Genomic DNA, 17808 nt, shown 5'->3' with positions numbered 1-17808 from the left:
ACAGGATGAAGAAAAATATTTTTGGTATGGTCACTCTTTTGTCAGTGTTAGCACTGGCAGCGTGTGGCAGCAACGGCGGCGGAACCGATTCTTCTGGCGGCGGCAGCAATGCAGCAAACGATACGGAAGATGTAAGCAACTTCCCAATCGAAGTTAGCAATGATGCAGAGGCAATCGAAGGTGGTACTTTGGATGTTGCAGTAGTGATGGATACGCAATTCCAAGGGTTGTTCCAAACAGAATTTTATCAAGATAACTATGATGCACAATTTATGTTGCCAAGTAATGAAAGTTTATTCGTCAATGACGCTGATTTCAAAATTGTTGACGGCGGAGCTGCAAACCTTGAGCTAGATGAAGACAACAACACAGCAACAATTACTTTACGCGACAACCTGAAATGGTCTGATGGCGAAGATGTTACGGCAGATGATATCATCTTCACTTACGAAGTAATTGGTAACAAAGATTATACTGGTATTCGTTATGATAGTAACTTTACTAACATTGTTGGTATGGAAGACTACCATGATGGCAAAGCTGATACTATTTCTGGTATCACCAAAGAAAGTGACAAAGTTGTTAAAATCCAATACAAAGAAGTTCACCCTGGTATGTTGCAAGCCGGCGGCGGTATTTGGGCTTCTGCGTTACCAAAACACGCCTTTGAAGGAATCGAAGTCAAAGATATGGAATCAAGCGATCAAGTTCGTAAAAATCCAATCGTCTTCGGACCATATGTAATGTCAAATATCGTAGCTGGTGAATCCGTAGAATACGTTCCAAATGAATACTATTATGGAGATAAGCCGAAACTAGATAAATTATCATTTAAAGCAGTTCCAACTTCATCTATTGTTGAAGCGATGAACGCAAAACAATATGATATGGCTTTATCAATGCCGACCGATACGTATCCTACTTATAAAGATACTGACGGTTATCAAATCTTAGGCCGAACAGATACTGCTTACACTTATTTAGGTTTCAAATTAGGTAAATGGAATGCCGATGAAGGAAAAGTAGAGTATAATCCTGATTCAAAAATGGCTGACAAGTCATTGCGTCAAGCAATGGGCTATGCATTAGATAATGATGCTGTCGGAAGTCGTTTCTACAATGGCTTGCGTACAAATGCAACGACATTGATCCCACCAGTATTCGGCACATTGCACAACACCGAAGTAGAAGGCTACACTTTAAACATCGACAAAGCAAATCAATTACTTGATGATGCTGGCTACAAAGATGTTGATGGTGATGGCATGCGTGAAGACAAAAATGGTGAGAAATTAACCATCAACTTTGCTTCAATGTCCGGTGGCGAAACAGCACAACCATTAGCAGATTACTACATCCAACAATGGAATGAAATTGGACTTGATGTACAATACACCACAGGTCGCTTGATCGACTTCCAAGCATTCTATGACAAATTGGAAAATGATGATCCTGAGATTGATGTTTATCAAGGTGCATGGAATACTGGTTATGACCCATCACCAATGGGCTTGTATGGACCTAACTCTGCGTTCAACTACACTCGTTTTGAATCAGAAGAAAATACGAAGCTATTAGAAGCAATCGATTCAAAAGATTCGTTTGACGAAGCAAAACGTAAAGAAGCATTTGATGCATGGCAAGCATATGCGGCAGATGAAGCGTTTGTTATCCCAACACTTTATCGTAGTGCGGTGTTACCTGTATCAAACCGCGTCAAAGACTTCACATGGGCCTACGATGTGAATTACAATCCTTGGGCAACAATTTCAGTTACAGCTGAATCTCGTTAATCAATGATCGGTGAAAAGACGTCCTTTCTGGGACGTCTTTTTTTTCTGTTTTTTTGCGGGTATCTGAGGAAAACAGGCTTTTTTATACAGGAGAAGATTAAGTAGATAAATTTTTATTACAGTCTTTCCAAGAATTTGGAGGAAACATTTCATAATTCGGCAAAAACCAGTATAATAGGGAAGTGTCGATAAACTAATGAAGGAATGTGACAAATGAATACACAATTAACGAAAGAACTAAAAGAAAAGTTTGATATTGTGTTCCATGATGTAGATCTGCTTGAACAAGCGTTTACGCATTCATCTTATGTGAATGAGCACCGCAACTTGCACTTGTCAGATAACGAACGTTTAGAGTTTTTGGGCGATGCTGTCTTAGAGTTGATCGTTTCACGGTATTTGTATCGTGAATTGCCAGATCTGCCCGAAGGTAAGCTGACGAAGTTACGGGCGGCAATCGTTCGCGAAGACAGTTTATCCATGTTTGCCAAAGATTGCCGATTCGATGAATACATTCGTCTAGGCAAAGGGGAAGAAAACTCTGGCGGTCGTAAACGACCTTCTTTGCTTTGTGATCTATTTGAAGCCTTTTTAGGTGCGTTATACTTGGACCAAGGACTGGAAAGTGTCAGCGGCTTTTTGACGAAAGTTGTTTTTCCAAAAGTAAAAGCAGGTGCTTTTTCCCATGAGATGGATCACAAGACCCGCTTGCAAGAAGTCTTGCAGCGTGGCGGCGATGTTTCCATCAATTATCGTTTGATCAAAGAAGCAGGCCCCGCCCATGAACGGATTTTTTGGACGGAAGTCTATTGCGATGATACCTTGATCGGAAAAGGACAAGGAAAATCGAAGAAATTATCAGAACAGGACGCCGCGGCGAATGCCTTGGCAGATCTTGAACAGTAAGAGAGGACTGGCGGAGTGTATTTAAAACGAATAGAGATTGCCGGCTTTAAATCCTTTGCCGACCGCACAGTCATTGATTTCGAGCATCGTGTGACTGCAGTCGTCGGACCAAATGGCAGCGGCAAGAGCAATATTACCGAAGCGATTCGTTGGGTTTTAGGAGAACAATCTGCCAAAAATCTACGTGGTGGCAAAATGCCTGATGTTATTTTTGCAGGTTCTGACACCCGCAGAGCGCTAAATATAGCGGAAGTGACGATCGTTTTAGACAATAGCGATCATTATTTGCCGATGGATTACAGTGAGATCAGCGTGACTCGCCGCTTGAGAAGAACCGGCGAAAGCGACTTTTTCTTAAATAAACAAGCTTGCCGCTTAAAGGATATCCAAGAGTTGTTTATGGACTCTGGGTTGGGGAAAGAATCATTTTCGATCATTTCCCAAGGCAAGGTAGAAGCAATTTTTAGCAGCAAACCAGAAGACCGTCGTGGGATTTTTGAAGAAGCGGCGGGGGTATTGAAATACAAACAGCGGAAAAAGAAAGCCGAGCAAAAGTTGTTTGAAACGGAAGACAATTTAAGCCGTCTACAAGATATCATTTATGAACTAGAAGATCAGTTGGTGCCTTTGGCAGCCCAAAGTGAAGCAGCCAACCGTTTTTTAGCGTTAAAAGAAAAATTGACGACGGTTGATGTGGCCTATGCGGTCTTAGAGATCACGAAAGCAAAAGAAGCGTGGGAGACAGCCAAAGCTCAACTAAGTACCTTTAACCAAGAACTGGCGCAGATTTCCGAAAAGATCAATCAAGGGGAACTGTCGCTACATTCTTTGCGGCAACAACGTACTGCTTTTGATGAAACGTTGGAGCGTTTGAATCAGCAGCTTTTAGAGGTCACCGAAGGACTGAAGCAAGCTGAAGGACAAAAAGAAGTCTTGGATGAGCGATCAAAACATACGCAAAAAAGCTCCGCGGAATACCAAGAAACCTTAGAGGAAGTCACGGAACGGGTCACACTTTTAAATGAAGAAAAAACGGAACTGATCGGCTTGCTTTCACAAAAGAATCGTAGTGTGCAGGAAGTTGAAGCAGCGATGCTGGCGTGTCAGCAAGAGCAGGAAAAGTACCAACGTTCAGCAAAAGAAATCATTGAAGAATTGCGTAGCCAATATGTCGAAGCCATGCAAGAGCAGGCAACGATCGGAAACGAATTGAAATACTTGGAGCGTCAATACCAGCAAGAAGCCGCGAAAAATCAAACGGCGTTGAGCAAGCAGACGCAAATGAATACGTCGTTGAAAGAAAAGACGACGGAAGCACAAATCGTGGAAGAACAGCTAACGCAGGCTAAGGCGATTTTAGAAGAACAACGCAAGCAATATATCCATCTTCAAGAAAAAGCTCAAACCAACAAAAAACGCTTTGATGAAGAACAAAAGAAAATGTATCAGTTAATGAGTCAAGTGCAGCAAGTACGTGCGAAACAGCGCAGTCTGCAAGATATTCAAGAAAATTATAGCGGTTTTTATCAAGGCGTTCGCTTGATTTTGAAAAACAAACAACAGATCAGCGGCATCGTTGGCGCAGTAGCGGAGTTGATCGATGTGCCACAAGACTATACCGTGGCGATCGAGACCGCACTAGGCGCCGCTGCACAGCATGTCGTCGTTGAAAATGAACGAGATGCACGGGCAGCCATCACGTATTTGAAAGAAAATCGCGGCGGTCGTGCCACTTTCTTACCGTTGACGACCATCAAAGCCCGTCATTTGCCAGATTATGCCCGCAATCAAGCTAAGCAAGTGTCTGGCTTTATCGGTGTTGCCAGCGAATTGGTCCAGTCGCCTGAACACATCCAAACCATTACGGATAACTTGTTAGGCAGTATCTTGATTGCCGAAGACTTGCAAAGTGCCAATGCGTTAGCACGGGCATTGAACTATAGCTATCGGGTCGTTTCTTTAGAAGGGGATGTCATGAATGCTGGCGGTTCCATGACGGGTGGCGCAACGAAGAAAAATGCCGGTAGTTTGTTTAGCCAAAGCAATGAGCTGCAACAATTGACGGCACAAGCGGCGCAACTGGATGAGCGGCTTTTAAAAACGGAAAAGCAAGTCCAGCATTTTGAAGCAGCGACCAAAGAAGCACAAGCAGCACTAGAAGAATTGCGGACGCAAGGGGAACAGGCTCGTATGACGGAGCATGAGCTGCAAAGCCGCTTACAAAATCTTGAGAATGACCTGAGCCGCTTGAAGCAAGAGCAGCAAGTGTTTGATTTTGAACATCGCGAAGTGCAAGCCTTCTTTGAAGAATATGATGAGAAGAAGACGAGTTTGGAAGAACAGCAAAAGAATATTGCGGCGCAATTGGCGAAAATCGATCAAGATATTCATCAAATGAATGCCGAAGAAGACTTGATCGAGGAAAAACGCCAAACCTTAGCACAAGAAAGTGCGCGCTTGCAGGCAGCTTTCGCCGTTCAAAAAGAACAAGTGGCGCATTTGCAGCAAAAAATTGCCGCTACGAATCAAGCATTGGAAGAAAACGAAGCGCGTCAGCACTCCTTAGAACGGCAGTTAGCTGCCTTGACAAGTAACGTCAGCGATCATGAGTTTTCAGAAGAAAACATTCTTCAGCGAATTGAAGCATTCACAAAAACCAAGCAGCAGGTAACAGCGGAATTGACGGTGATTCGTGAACAACGGCAAGTGGTTCAACAAGAAATCGGCGCATTAGACGAAGCCCTGAGTGCTGAAAACTTAACGCAAAAAGAAAAGCTGTCAGAAAAAACCGAAGTTGAGATCGAAAAAAATCGCGCAGAATTGGTGATGGATAATCGTTTGTTGTATTTACAAGAAGAATACAATCTCACCTTTGAAAAGGCCGCGCAAGATTTCCCTGAAATCGAGGATGCAGAACAAGCCAAAGTCGACATTCAGGAACTAAAACATGCGATCGAGCAAATTGGTCCAGTCAATTTAAATGCGATCGAACAATATGAACAAGTCAATCAACGGCATTTGTTCTTAACGAGTCAGCGAGACGATTTGCTGTCGGCTAAAGCACAGCTGTTTGATACGATGTCTGAAATGGATGAAGAAGTCAAAACCCGTTTTGGTGAAGTCTTCGATGCAATCCGTCTGCAATTCAAACAAGTATTTCCTAATATGTTTGGCGGCGGTCATGCGGAATTAGTCTTAACAGATCCGAAAGATTTATTGAACACTGGGATCGAGATCGAAGCCCAACCGCCGGGCAAGAAATTGCAAAACCTCAGCTTGCTATCAGGGGGCGAACGGGCACTGACTGCGATTGCGTTATTGTTTTCCATTATTCAAGTTCGTCCAGTACCGTTTTGTGTGCTTGACGAAGTGGAAGCAGCATTGGATGAAGCCAATGTCTCTCGTTTCGGTCATTACTTGAGTGCTTTCCAAAATGATACACAGTTTATCGTCGTAACTCACCGTAAAGGAACGATGGAGGCAGCAGATGTGTTGTATGGTGTAACCATGCAAGAATCTGGAGTGTCGAAGACCGTGTCCGTGCGCTTAGAAGAAGTGCGTGAAGGCGGTAGTTTTGCAGCAGATCAAGCATAGAGGAGGAATGATATGATTAAACTGATTGCGATCGATTTAGACGGAACGTTATTGAATGACAAAAAAGAAGTGACTCCTCGCAACAAAGAGGTACTTGCTCGTGCCAAAGCACAAGGCGTAAAAATCGTCATTTGTACCGGACGTCCATTACGGGCGATCCGTCCGTACTTAGAAGAATTATCGCTGAAAGAACCCGGCGACTATAGCATCACCTTTAACGGCGGTTTGGTTCAAAAAAATGAGACTGGCGAGATTATTGAAAAAGCAGCGATGCAGCTGGCAGATATCCATGAATTGGTTTCAGTGGCGGAAGACTTGAATTTGCCTCTAGACGTGGTATCAGAAGAGATCGTCTTGAGTTTACCGACTTCAGCAGCGCATCCATCGATTTATGGCTCGTTGAACCCTTTATTGGATTGTCGTCCTTTTGCCGTAGCTGATCTGGATGAATCGATGCTCTATAATAAAGCGGTGATCGCCTACCATCAGGAAGTCTTGGATCCTAAGATCCCTGAGATTTCCTCAGAGATCCGCGAGAAATATGAAATCATCAAAAGCCGGAATAACCTGTTAGAATTTATGCCTAAAGGAATCACCAAAGCCTATGGCATCAGCCTATTGGCGCAAGATTTAGGGATCAAGCAAGAAGAAGTGATGGCGATCGGTGATGAAGAAAATGACTTGCCAATGATTCGCTATGCAGGGATTGGCGTAGCGATGGCCAATGCCGTGCCAATCATTAAAGAAGCGGCTGACGTTGTCACCGTTTCAAACCAAGAAGACGGTGTGGCAGCAGTGATTGAAGAATATGTCTTAAAAGGAGGTGCGTAAGATGGGATTTTTTGACAAAATCAAAAAAGCGCTGATTGGAGAAACCAAAGAAGTAGAGCAAGAAGCCGACAAACCAGTCGTTGATGCTGATTCACCAGAGAATCAGCCTTCAGAAGAAAGCCAGCCAGCACAAACACCTGCTGAACGAGAAGCTTCAGAAGTAGTGGCACCTACAGATGCCGCCGACGCCAGTGATTTGAAGGCAGAGCAAGAAACTGCCGAAGCGTCCCCACAGCAAGAAGCAACGGTAGCGAATAAAGGAGAAGAAGCACCAAGTGTTCCAGTAGAAGTGACCGAGAACACACCATCAGAGGATGCACCAGCTTCTGAACCAATCCTTCAACCAGCGCCAGAGACGGAAAGTGTGCAGGACAAATACACCAAAGGATTGACGAAATCACGAAAAACCTTTGGGCAACGGATGAACGAGTTGTTCGCCAATTTCCGTACGGTGGACGAAGACTTCTTCGAAGAAGTGGAAGAAACGTTGATTGGTGCAGATGTTGGCTTTGATGCGGCGATGAAGATCGCGGATGCATTGAGACAAGAAGTCAAACTACGTAATGTAAAGAAAACAGCGGATGTCCAAAATGTCATCATCGAGAAATTAGTTGACCTATATGGGGAAGCGGGTGTCGGTGAAGTCAACGAATTGAATATGCAACCGGGGTTGACTGTCATTTTATTTGTTGGCGTGAACGGTGTTGGAAAAACCACCAGTATCGGGAAATTAGCCCACCAATTCAAAGCCGAAGGCAAGAAAGTCTTATTGGCTGCAGCGGATACTTTCCGTGCCGGTGCCATCGATCAATTAGTGGTCTGGGGTGAACGGGCTGGTGTTGAAGTCGTTCGTGGCAATGCCGGAGGCGATCCAGCAGCGGTCGTGTTTGATGCGATGGAGCGCGCAAAACGAGAAAATGCTGACGTTTTATTAGTAGATACAGCTGGTCGTTTGCAAAACAAAGTCAATTTGATGAACGAATTAGAAAAAATCAAACGGATCATTCAGCGAGTGGACCCAACGGCCCCTCATGAAGTCCTGCTTGTGTTGGATGCAACAACGGGTCAAAACGCCATGAATCAAGCAAAACAATTTAAAGAAACGACGGATGTTTCTGGTCTCGTCTTAACGAAACTTGATGGAACAGCCAAAGGGGGGATCGTCTTGGCGATCCGTAACGAGCTACGGCTGCCCGTCAAATTAGTGGGACTCGGAGAAGGCATCAATGATTTAGAGCCATTTGATCCAAATGAATTTGTTGTCGGCTTATTCAAAGGCTTGATCAAGGAATAAAAAAGAAGAGCCCTGTGTCAGGTAAAATACCTGCACATGGCTCTCCTTTATTGTTGCTTTTATTTCAAATGAAGGCAATAGCAAACGAGTTGCCGTTCAGCTATTGCCGATCAATCTGGGGTGGAAAGGTTACAATGTTTAGCTAGGTCAAATACGGATACAGCGATGTACGAATTTGCCTTAAAGCACAAAACGATTTTTTTGAGTGGCTAATATTTTTCGTTCTTCTAAAGTCTGGGAAGTATCAGATAGAATAAAATGAAAAGCTCAGCTACAAAAAATTATTTTTTTAGCTCCCCTTGGCGCTCGATGATCATTTTTTCTAAGTTGTTCAACGTATCGATATCTTTATTGGTTTCGATAAAGTTCGTAATCAAATTCAATAACGATTGATCAGACAACTCTGCTGCTAAGAAGTCTTCTTGGGTCACATTCGGAGAATACAACCGAGTCAAAACAGTACCGCTGTAGCCGATATCTGCTACTTTCAATAAGTCGTGGTTTTTTAGTTTACGTACGACTGCTTGAATGGTATTCTTGCTTAGATCTTGCTGTTGGACAGCAATGTCATTTGCAGAAAGAGGTTTGTCTGAATTCCAAAAGATATTCATGATTTGACGTTCACGTTTGGTAAGATTAAGTGGCTTCATTCACTATTCTTCCTTTCAAAAAAGAGTAATATGGACATAATATTTTACTGTTCTATAAGCAGTATACTTTATTTTGAAGGTAAATATCAAATTTATTCAAGTATTTTATAAATTCTTGGTAATTTTATTCAGAGATACTACAAGTGAAGAGCAAATCCCTGCTTTTTTCGCCATTTTTCACTATAATGGATGGAAAGAAACAGATTATAAGAAAAAATCTAGTAGAAGAACATAGAGGGCATTCGCATGAAAATAAAAACATTATTATCACATAAAGAGCTTTTTCCCTATTTATTGAAAGGGCGTTACGGGATTGAGCGAGAAGCACAGCGGGTACGATTAGACGGAACCTTTGCTGGAACGAATCATCCTGAAAAGCTAGGTAATCGTCGCTTCCATCCCTATATCCAAACGGATTTTGCGGAAAATCAACTGGAACTGATCACGCCGGTCGCGGATTCAGTGGATGAATTGTTCCGTTTCTTAGGGGCCATCCACGATGTGGCATATCGTTCAATGGCAGCAGAAGAAATGCTCTGGCCTTTGAGCATGCCACCAGCTTTACCAGAAAAAGAAGAAGACATCGTCATTGCAAAATTAGACCAATTTGAAGATGTGCTCTACCGCCGCTATTTGGCCAAAACGTATGGTCGCCGTAAGCAAATGGTCAGTGGGATACATTTCAATTTTGAATTTGCGGAAGACTTTTTGCAGCAACTGTATGCTTTATCTGAAACGAATGAAAGCTATCAAGCCTTTAAAACGGCGCTTTATTTGAAAGTAACTCGCAATTATTTGCATTATCGCTGGTTTTTGACGTATTTCTTTGGGGCGACCCCTGCTTCAGAAGCCAATTATTTTACGACAGAAAACGGACCGCAAGAACCAGTCCGTAGTATTCGCAATAGCCGTTATGGCTACACGAATCACGAAGACGTCAAGGTATCTTATGCTTCGTTAGAGACCTATCTTGCAGATATTGCCAAATTAGTGGAGACAGGAAAGCTTTCAGAAGAAAAAGAATTTTATGCGCCAGTGCGTTTACGTGGGGGAAAACGGGTCGCAGATCTAGCCTCAGCTGGTATCCGTTATATTGAGTTAAGAAATATCGATATCGATCCCTTTGCCCGCTATGGCATTTCCAAAGAGCAAGTCGCGTTCTTACATTTCTTTTTATTGTTTTTAAGTACAAAAGAAGAAGGTAACGATGCCGATGCGTGGATCGAAGAAGGCAATCAGAAAAATGATCAGGTCGCATTAGAGCATCCCTTAGCGCCATCGGCTTATCAGCAAGAAGCGCAAGCACTGATTGCTGAAATGATGGACTTTGCCCAAGCCCTTGAGCTGCCGCATCCGCCATTTTTGGATCAGCTTTCTGAGATGCTGGCTGAACCAGAAAGAACCTTCGCTGGACGTCTTTTCTCAGCGAGTCAAGCAACCAGCCAAGCGCAGACAGCAACATTGCTAGGACAAAAGTATCATCATGCTGCTTGGGAAAAACCGTATCAATTGGCTGGTTTTCGAGCAATGGAATTGTCGACCCAGATTCTCTTGTTCGATGCGATCCAAAAAGGTATCGAAGTGACGGTACTGGATGAAACGGATCAGTTCTTGAAATTAGCCGTGAAAGACCACGTTGAATATGTTAAAAATGCCAATATGACCAGTAAGGATCAGTACATCGTCCCATTGATCATGGCGAATAAAACGGTCACCAAAAAAATCTTAGCCGAAAATGGCTTTCATGTACCAGGTGGTGCTGAATTCGCTTCGGCAGAAGAAGCGATCGCGTTTTATCCTCAGATCGCCCACAGCGGGTTTGTGGTAAAACCGAAAACCACCAACTATGGGATCGGTATCTCGATTTTCAAAGAAGGCGCCTCTTTAGCGGATTATCAAGCGGCGGTTGCCATTGCCTTTGCGGAAGATGATTCGATCCTCATTGAGACCTTTTTATCAGGGACGGAATATCGGTTCTTCGTGATCGATGGGCGAGTTGATGCGATTTTATTACGTATCCCAGCCAATGTCGTGGGTGACGGCAAGCGTACGATCGCGGAACTCGTCGCAGAGAAAAATCTCGATCCATTGCGCGGCACCCATCATCGGACCCCATTAGAGTTGATTCAATTAGGGGAACTGGAACAACTGATGTTAAAAGAGCAAGGGTATCAAGTTGATTCAGTGCCAGAAGAGGGGCAGATCGTTTATTTGCGAGAAAACTCGAATATCAGTACTGGCGGTGATTCTATCGATGTAACGGATGACTTCAACGATGACTACAAACAAGTAGCCGTCGATGCGGTAGCCGCATTACAAGCATCTATCAGTGGAATCGATCTGATTATTCCAGATAAAACCAAGCCAGCCAATGAACCGGGGGCTTATGGAATCATTGAAGCCAATTTCAACCCAGCGATGCATATGCACGTTTATCCATACAGCGGGAAAGGCCGACGCTTAACTATGTCTGTTTTACGCCTGTTGTTCCCTGAAGTCTTCGAGAGCTGATGGAAGCCTAGAGAGCAAAGAACTGCACACTCTGGAAGGGGATTCCCTTCGAAAGTGTGCAGTCTTTTTTATTAGGATTCAAAAGCAGCGATCTCAATCGTTTGTTTTGTTTCTTCCACCTTGAGACCTGTTCGGGCTTCCCACCATTGTTTCATTTCTTTTTCATACGTGGTAGGAAAACGTTGGATCAAGGTCAATAACGGTACGCCTTGAATCGAGGCATAGGGAAAGTTTAAAACGAGATTGTACTTCAGTTCCGACAGGAGGCTATAATATTGAAACATCATAAAGTTCATTTCATTCTGATCCTCCAGTAGGAGTACTTTCGGAGCGCGATCCAGCATAAAACCCAAGCTGCGCATCATGAACAATACGCCATCCAGATGGCTCGATTCGATCGTAGGGGCCGTTTTTAACAAATCGATATGCAAATCCAAAGCATCAAGCAGTTCTTTCTTTAATGAAAGGTAGGGCGGTGTTGATTGTTCCATGATAGTTCCTCCTTTTAATGGAAAAGACGTTTCCAAAATGACGTTTTCTCTGGTTGTTCGTGCTCTTTATCCGATTGCGTAGTAGCTGCAGGGTATTTTTGTTCGATATCGATGACGTCTTGATTGACGGCTTCTTTCCCGGCAATCAGCAAGCCGATACTGTCTGGACCGGCATCTTGTGCATCGGAGACGATCCGAAATTCCATCTGTTGTTGAGTCAGTAAAGTGATGTAATCGGTCTGGATCGATTCTGGCAATTTTCCGTTAAGCAACACGAGCGCTCCTTGATAATCTGGTAAGGCGTTCAAGAGCGTTTTCTGGTTGTCCTTCTTCTTCATTTCTGTTACTGTCATACTAAGATAACACCGTTCACGAAACGTGCCTAAATACTTGCGCTGTTCATCTGGGTTGACGCGAGGCGTCCCATACATTCCTGTATCAAGGCGTTTTTCTAATTCGTCTGACATTGAAGTATCCTCCTCAAAGCGTTTACTTATGCTTATTATAGCATATCCAGCAAATAGCAAAAGAGGGGGGCGATCGTGAGAGAGTTTTGATAGAAAGTAGGGATCCTATGACAACAAAAGAACGACATTTGTTATTATTAGCAGAAAATCAACGGTTGGAGACACCGAGGCTGCTCTTGCGTCCTGTTTCCTTGGCAGATGCAGCGGACATGTTTGCCTATGCAAATGATGAAGAAACGACGACCTTCGTCTTTGCTAGACATGGGTCGGTTGAAGAAACAAAACTACGCATCGCCGAGTATTTTGTTGCTGCACCCTTAGGAAAATATGCGATCGAAGAAAAAGACTCAGGCAAAATGATTGGGACCATCGATTTGCGAGTAGAATCAGAAAAAGAGATCGCTGAGCTCGGTTATACATTAAGTCGCGATTATTGGGGACAAGGGATCATGCCAGAAGCGGCAATGGCACTGCTGCATTTCGGTTTTGAAACACTCGAATTGATTCGAATTTTTGCTCGACATGATGCTCGAAATCCCAAGTCTGGACGGGTCATGGAGAAAATTGGGATGAAATTGGAAGCAACGATCCCAGCTGCCCGCAAATCGGGTGAAGAAATCATCGATGAAGTCACGCGCGGCATCACCCTAGAGGAATGGAAAAAACGTATCATGTAAAGGAGGGCTCTCGTCATGGAACTGAACATTGAGCCAGCAGCAATTGAAAAAATAACCCCTTATGTGCAGCCAGATGATCGTCTCTATTTGGATTTTGAAGACGGCGTCGGTCCGTTTCCTGCAACGGAGATCACCTGCCGTTTGGACATCCATTTTCGCCTGATCATCGTTCCGCAGAGCTATCCAGAAGAAGGATTGGCGATCTACGACACCCCTTTAACGACACCCTTAGGCACGATTTGGTTGAAGCAAGGGGCTCAGGTATATTTAGAAGAACAGACTCGGATGCAGGTGGAACCGACCTATCAACGGTTGCAATTGGTGGGAAATAGCGGGATCTTAGCAAATGATGTTCAATTGTTACGGATCGAAAAGCAGACGGCAGGCCGCTGATATGGGCACGCTGGCGGTTATTAGCGACTTGCACGTCGATATCAACCAATTATTCGCCCCCCATCTGCAGCTGATCGCTGATTATTTGCAGCAAAATCAGGTGACCCATCTGCATCTGGCAGGAGATGTGGCGAATAAAAAGCAACGGCTATTAGACGTGGTCGCATTTTTTCAAAGTCGACAGATGCCAACAACCTTTCACTGGGGCAATCATGAAATGGTGGACTTGACGGAACAAGAGATCGAGGCTTTCGATGATCCCGCCTTTCTTAATTTTCAGACGTATCGCTTATCAGAAAAAACACTGCTGTTGGGAATCAATGGCTGGTATGACTACCAATATTCTGATTTGACCAGTGAAGCTGAGATCTTGCGGCTGAAAAATCTGTTTTGGTATGACCGCATGATTCAACGAAAGGGATCGGATAAGGAGATCAGCCAAGCCATCAATGAGCGTTTAGCGGAAACATTGGCCCATTTGCCGCAAGACCAAGAAATTCTTCTTTCTACCCATTTTGTGCCTCAAGAAGCGTTTATTGTGCGGCAGACCGGCAAGTACGCCCGCTGGAACCACCTAAATGCGTTTTTGGGGTCGCCTGATTTTGGCGCAGTGATCGATCGGTACGCCAATGTGCGGGCAGTCGTCTTTGGGCATACCCATCGACGCTTTGAGAAAAAAGAGCTTGCGGGAACCAGCTACTATTGCCGTCCCTTCGGCTACTATTATGAATGGCAGTTGACCCGACGCTTCGTTTTGGAAAACCACTTAGCAGAAGCATATTCGCCAACGAAAGTTCGGACGCTGCTGCGAAACCATCATGAGGCATTTGAGGACTATAAAACGGCGCATCTTGTAGAGGAATTGGCGCAAGCGATCACGCTGCTGCCGTATTAGCGCAGCAACCGAGTCCTGCTTGGTTTCGTAATTGAATTCCCACGCATTTTAAAACACAAAAGAAACACACAAAGGAGAAAAATCATGACATTTGAAGAAATCTTACCAGAATTAAAAGCCGGCAAAAAAATCATTCGCGAAGGTTGGGGCGGCTTTGAACTTTATGTGACATTCGTTGAAGGAGAAGTCTACGACAATGCACCAGTCACCCCTTACTTTTTGATCAAAACAGCAGATGAGGGATTCTCGAGTTTCGCACCGACTGTTTGCGACATTCTTGCGGAAGATTGGAAAATCGTGGAATGACGGCAGCATGGATCGATGACAAAACGATTGTGTTTGTCACAGGTGCTGCTTCAGGTATCGGCAAAGCGCAAGCAGAGGCGTTTCTTGCAGAAGGCGCCCAAGTATTTGGTGTTGACTGCCAATCGTTTCCTGATACGCTTTTAGCCCAGCCCCGCTTTTTCGGCACATGTTGTGATTTAGCGGTGAAAGAAAATTGTCTTGTAGCGGTCCAAGCTTGTGTGACGCACTTTGGCGGTATCACGGTCTTGTTAAATACAGCAGGAAAGCTTGACGGCTATCATACGATCGCTGAGACGACCTCAATGGAGTGGGAGGAGATATTTCAAACCAATGTCTCCAGCATGTTTTATTTAACGAAAGAAATTTTGCCGCTGATGCAAGCCAATGGCGGCGGAACGATCATCAATATGGCATCGATCGCTGGAATGGTCGCAGGTGGGGGCGGGATCGCCTATACAACCGCAAAACACGCGATCGTCGGGTTTACCAAACAGTTGGCATTGGATGTTGCAGATCAAGGGATCTCGGTGAAGGGCATCGCGCCAGGTGCGATTCAAACACCGATGAATGCGGCTGATTTTGCCGGTGACGGGAAAATGGCGCAATGGGTGGCAGAAGAGACGCCAGTCAAGCGTTGGGCGCAACCAGAAGAAGTTGCAGCACTGACCCTTTTTCTTGCCAGTCCGCAAGCTAGTTACTTGCAGGGGGCGATCGTGCCCATCGACGGTGGTTGGACCTTGAAATAACTAGCCTGAACCCATTAGAGGAGGACGCCAATGAAGGAACAAGCGATCCAGCACTTGCTTGCAAAAAATCGTGAATGTCGACAACTGCTTACGATCATTGAAGCGTTGCAGCTGTCGGATTGCTGGCTGTGTGCTGGGTACCTGCGGAATTATTTATGGGGGTTTCTCAGTGGGAAAATAGCGGAGGTGCCAATAACCGATATTGATGTCGTGTTTTATGATCCGACTGTAAGCGTAGAAGAAACAGCAGCGATCGAAGCGCAACTGCGCCGTTCGTTTCCTGAATTTCCTTGGGAGGTTCGAAATCAAGCGGTGATGCACCAGCACAATTTTGCCGAGGAGCCGCCTTATACAAGTACCTCCGATGCTTTAACGAAATTTCCAGAGCGTTGTACAGCGGTGGCGGCACGAATGAATCAAGGCAAGCTTGAATTGATGGCGCCTTTTGGTTGGCAGGATGTTTGCAGTTTTCGGGTGCGGCCAACACCGCATTTCGCCCAAAATGAACAGTACCTTGCGGTTTACCGACAACGCCAAGCGATCAAGCAGTGGCAGAAAATTTGGCCGCAGTTGTCGATTGAAGAGATCGACAACTAAAAAAGAACACTCGCGTGATGCGGCGATTTCCAAAAGTTAGACGAAAAAGCTAACTGATGGGAATCGCTGCATATGACGCGAGTGTTTTTTTATTAACGCAAAGCCAATGGTTGCGCCAAGCGGTTTCTTAAAAAGATACCTAGATAAGCTGCGGCAACGGCTTTGATGATCCCGGGGATAATAAACAAAACAAAACCACCGTTAAAAGCAGCCGGCCATGCCATGCCCGTGCTCCATTTCAGCCATAATGTACCAAACAACAAAGTTGCCAGCGCACCGACAATATTGCCGATCACTGCTCCTGTGTAGCGAAACGCCGTTTTTTCTACGACCAATCCAGTAAGTAATCCGTTAAAGAGGAAGCCGACTAAATAGCCGCCAGTTGGTCCTAACAAAACACCGATACCGCTGGAAAAACCAGCGAAAACGGGCAAACCGATCAATCCTAACAGCAAGTAAATGATGATCGCCATTGTTCCTGTTCGCGCGCCAAGGAAAGTCACCGCCAGGCCGATCGCAAAGGTTTGTCCTGTCAATGGGATCAAACCTAACGGAATCGTCAATTGGGAAAGACCAGCAATAATGATCGCAAATAATGCGGCATGGATTTGTTCACGTAATGATAATTTCATCGAATCCTTCTCTCTCATAATAATTTCGTTAACCTGAAAAACGATTTATTTGGTTAACGAAATTATAAACGGTGGTTTACCAAAAGTAAAGAAGAATCTTGTTTTTTTAGTGTCCTTTTTTTAATAGGACAAGTAAGTTCTTTGAGGAGAGGAAAGGGGCGATTTCTTCCAACTCATCTGTTGAGAAGGGCAGTGCTTGAACAAGCCGGCAGATCGTTGCTTCTGTCAGAAACGGCAGCAGTTCTTCGATTTCATCATAAGATAAGCGCTCTGAAGCGACAACGTTTGGCTGTTCCAGGGCGGTCAGCAGGAGCTCATCCAGATACGGTGCAGGTAAAAAGGGCAGCAGTTCTTCAATCTCAGAAAAGCGAAAGTCAGGGGTTTCAAGCCAGCCTTTGATTTCTCCCGCCAAAAAGCTGGGGGGTAAAAAGGGCGTCGCCTCTTCCCAAAAAGCCATGGAATAGTGGTTGCCTGTAAGGAGCTCTTCTATTTGGGGCTTTTTCAAAAACGGCAAGAGTTCTTCCATGACATCTTCTGGGATATTCTCGGCGCCATTTAACAGGTGTTGTAAGTCGGCGCTGGTCAAATGAGGTGCTAGTCTAGGCAATAAGTCTAGGTCTAAAGAAGTTTCTTGAAACGGCTCTTCTTGAATCAATGCCGACAATTCTTGCGGTTTGATCAGCGGAGCTAGTTCGGCGATTTCTTCTGGCTGTGCGGTTCCTGCTTGATAATGTTGAACCGCAGCTGCTGGCTTCCCTAACAGCTCATCGATGGATAAGTCTAAAATCGCTGCTAGCTGCGGCAATTTTTCAATGTCCGGCAGTGAGTTGCCCCGCTCCCAATTACTGACCGCCTGATAGCTGACGAGTAACTGGTCTGCCAAGTTGCTTTGGGTCAGATTTTTTTCTTTGCGTTTGGTAGCGATCTGCTGACCAATTTTTCTCATGTTGAATTCACTCATAAATGAATTCCCCCTTTCATGCTCTAAGTATAGTTTCTCAGAAGGTGGAAACGCAATCAAGCTG

The 17808-nt window shown here is 44.6% G+C and carries 17 protein-coding genes; 12 read left to right on the top strand and 5 right to left on the bottom strand.

Annotation, left to right across the window (positions count from 1 at the left end; translation table 11 throughout):
• The first annotated feature begins 5 nt into the window (after positions 1-5).
• From FJU10_RS03180 to ftsY, 5 genes are all read left to right on the top strand, one after another.
• On the top strand, positions 6-1793 hold the full coding sequence (locus FJU10_RS03180) for an oligopeptide ABC transporter substrate-binding protein (RefSeq protein ID WP_140965149.1): 1788 nt from the start codon (positions 6-8) through the stop codon (positions 1791-1793).
• Between the two features lie 213 nt (positions 1794-2006).
• Positions 2007-2699, top strand: coding sequence for a ribonuclease III (gene rnc, locus FJU10_RS03170; RefSeq protein ID WP_005227136.1), 693 nt, complete (start codon positions 2007-2009; stop codon positions 2697-2699).
• A gap of 15 nt (positions 2700-2714) precedes the next feature.
• Positions 2715-6293: a chromosome segregation protein SMC gene (smc, locus tag FJU10_RS03165; RefSeq protein ID WP_140965148.1), complete on the top strand. Its 3579-nt coding sequence runs from the start codon at positions 2715-2717 to the stop codon at positions 6291-6293.
• Positions 6294-6305: 12 nt separating this feature from the next.
• The gene (locus FJU10_RS03160; protein ID WP_005227138.1) at positions 6306-7124 is read left to right on the top strand and encodes a Cof-type HAD-IIB family hydrolase; all 819 of its coding nucleotides are present in this window, start codon (positions 6306-6308) and stop codon (positions 7122-7124) included.
• Position 7125: 1 nt separating this feature from the next.
• Entirely contained in the window at positions 7126-8418 is a 1293-nt protein-coding gene (ftsY, locus tag FJU10_RS03155) for a signal recognition particle-docking protein FtsY (protein WP_140965147.1), read from the top strand.
• Positions 8419-8699: 281 nt separating this feature from the next.
• On the opposite strand, the gene FJU10_RS03150 is transcribed toward ftsY, so the two are convergent.
• Positions 8700-9068, bottom strand: coding sequence for a BlaI/MecI/CopY family transcriptional regulator (locus FJU10_RS03150; RefSeq protein WP_077453891.1), 369 nt, complete (start codon positions 9066-9068; stop codon positions 8700-8702).
• A gap of 246 nt (positions 9069-9314) precedes the next feature.
• Between FJU10_RS03150 and gshAB the strand changes: the two genes are divergently transcribed.
• Complete coding sequence (gene gshAB / locus FJU10_RS03140) at positions 9315-11579, top strand: bifunctional glutamate--cysteine ligase GshA/glutathione synthetase GshB (protein ID WP_140965146.1); 2265 nt, start codon at positions 9315-9317, stop codon at positions 11577-11579.
• A 71-nt stretch (positions 11580-11650) separates the two neighbouring features.
• Here gshAB and FJU10_RS03135 read toward each other — a convergent pair whose 3' ends face one another.
• Both FJU10_RS03135 and FJU10_RS03130 read right to left on the bottom strand, forming a co-directional pair.
• Entirely contained in the window at positions 11651-12070 is a 420-nt protein-coding gene (locus FJU10_RS03135; protein ID WP_005232469.1) for a hypothetical protein, read from the bottom strand.
• 14 nt (positions 12071-12084) lie between these two features.
• The gene (locus FJU10_RS03130) at positions 12085-12537 is read right to left on the bottom strand and encodes a YueI family protein (RefSeq protein WP_086293789.1); all 453 of its coding nucleotides are present in this window, start codon (positions 12535-12537) and stop codon (positions 12085-12087) included.
• A 107-nt stretch (positions 12538-12644) separates the two neighbouring features.
• Here FJU10_RS03130 and FJU10_RS03125 point away from each other — a divergent pair, with 107 nt between their 5' ends.
• The 6 genes from FJU10_RS03125 (at position 12645) to FJU10_RS03100 (ending at position 16151) form a co-directional block, all read left to right on the top strand.
• On the top strand, positions 12645-13214 hold the full coding sequence (locus FJU10_RS03125) for a GNAT family N-acetyltransferase (RefSeq protein WP_140965145.1): 570 nt from the start codon (positions 12645-12647) through the stop codon (positions 13212-13214).
• 15 nt (positions 13215-13229) lie between these two features.
• The gene (locus FJU10_RS03120) at positions 13230-13607 is read left to right on the top strand and encodes an iron-sulfur cluster biosynthesis family protein (RefSeq protein ID WP_005227145.1); all 378 of its coding nucleotides are present in this window, start codon (positions 13230-13232) and stop codon (positions 13605-13607) included.
• Between the two features lies 1 nt (position 13608).
• Complete coding sequence (locus FJU10_RS03115) at positions 13609-14502, top strand: metallophosphoesterase (RefSeq protein ID WP_140965144.1); 894 nt, start codon at positions 13609-13611, stop codon at positions 14500-14502.
• 84 nt (positions 14503-14586) lie between these two features.
• Positions 14587-14808 carry a DUF2829 domain-containing protein gene (locus FJU10_RS03110; protein WP_005227147.1) on the top strand — a complete coding sequence of 74 codons (222 nt, stop codon included), beginning with the start codon at positions 14587-14589 and terminating at the stop codon, positions 14806-14808.
• Entirely contained in the window at positions 14805-15554 is a 750-nt protein-coding gene (locus FJU10_RS03105; protein WP_140965143.1) for a 3-oxoacyl-ACP reductase, read from the top strand. Before FJU10_RS03110 ends, FJU10_RS03105 begins: the two co-directional genes overlap by 4 nt.
• 30 nt (positions 15555-15584) lie before the next feature.
• Entirely contained in the window at positions 15585-16151 is a 567-nt protein-coding gene (locus FJU10_RS03100; RefSeq protein ID WP_140965142.1) for a nucleotidyltransferase family protein, read from the top strand.
• A 92-nt stretch (positions 16152-16243) separates the two neighbouring features.
• On the opposite strand, the gene FJU10_RS03095 is transcribed toward FJU10_RS03100, so the two are convergent.
• Together FJU10_RS03095 and FJU10_RS03090 are read right to left on the bottom strand one after the other, a co-directional pair.
• Positions 16244-16783, bottom strand: a complete 540-nt coding sequence (locus tag FJU10_RS03095; RefSeq protein WP_140965141.1) for a biotin transporter BioY — start codon at positions 16781-16783, stop codon at positions 16244-16246.
• Between the two features lie 106 nt (positions 16784-16889).
• A complete protein-coding gene (locus FJU10_RS03090) occupies positions 16890-17744 on the bottom strand; it encodes a helix-turn-helix domain-containing protein (RefSeq protein ID WP_140965140.1) in 855 nt (284 codons plus the stop codon).
• Between the last annotated feature and the right edge of the window lie 64 nt (positions 17745-17808).

Source organism: Enterococcus sp. OL5 (genome assembly GCF_006491895.1).
Classification (GTDB): domain Bacteria; phylum Bacillota; class Bacilli; order Lactobacillales; family Enterococcaceae; genus Enterococcus_D; species Enterococcus_D innesii.
Note: the sequence above shows the minus strand (reverse complement) of the source record. Positions and strands in the feature narration are given on the sequence as shown.

Coding starts and splice junctions, on each gene's coding strand:
- FJU10_RS03115 (WP_140965144.1), top strand. CDS start 13,609: ATGGGCACGCTGGCGGTTATTAGCGACTTGCACGTCGATATCAACCAA.
- FJU10_RS03130 (WP_086293789.1), bottom strand. CDS start 12,537: ATGTCAGACGAATTAGAAAAACGCCTTGATACAGGAATGTATGGGACG.
- gshAB (WP_140965146.1), top strand. CDS start 9,315: ATGAAAATAAAAACATTATTATCACATAAAGAGCTTTTTCCCTATTTA.
- FJU10_RS03125 (WP_140965145.1), top strand. CDS start 12,645: ATGACAACAAAAGAACGACATTTGTTATTATTAGCAGAAAATCAACGG.
- FJU10_RS03095 (WP_140965141.1), bottom strand. CDS start 16,783: ATGAAATTATCATTACGTGAACAAATCCATGCCGCATTATTTGCGATC.
- FJU10_RS03150 (WP_077453891.1), bottom strand. CDS start 9,068: ATGAAGCCACTTAATCTTACCAAACGTGAACGTCAAATCATGAATATC.
- FJU10_RS03135 (WP_005232469.1), bottom strand. CDS start 12,070: ATGGAACAATCAACACCGCCCTACCTTTCATTAAAGAAAGAACTGCTT.
- FJU10_RS03180 (WP_140965149.1), top strand. CDS start 6: ATGAAGAAAAATATTTTTGGTATGGTCACTCTTTTGTCAGTGTTAGCA.
- FJU10_RS03105 (WP_140965143.1), top strand. CDS start 14,805: ATGACGGCAGCATGGATCGATGACAAAACGATTGTGTTTGTCACAGGT.
- FJU10_RS03160 (WP_005227138.1), top strand. CDS start 6,306: ATGATTAAACTGATTGCGATCGATTTAGACGGAACGTTATTGAATGAC.
- FJU10_RS03120 (WP_005227145.1), top strand. CDS start 13,230: ATGGAACTGAACATTGAGCCAGCAGCAATTGAAAAAATAACCCCTTAT.
- FJU10_RS03110 (WP_005227147.1), top strand. CDS start 14,587: ATGACATTTGAAGAAATCTTACCAGAATTAAAAGCCGGCAAAAAAATC.
- FJU10_RS03100 (WP_140965142.1), top strand. CDS start 15,585: ATGAAGGAACAAGCGATCCAGCACTTGCTTGCAAAAAATCGTGAATGT.
- FJU10_RS03090 (WP_140965140.1), bottom strand. CDS start 17,744: ATGAGTGAATTCAACATGAGAAAAATTGGTCAGCAGATCGCTACCAAA.
- ftsY (WP_140965147.1), top strand. CDS start 7,126: ATGGGATTTTTTGACAAAATCAAAAAAGCGCTGATTGGAGAAACCAAA.
- rnc (WP_005227136.1), top strand. CDS start 2,007: ATGAATACACAATTAACGAAAGAACTAAAAGAAAAGTTTGATATTGTG.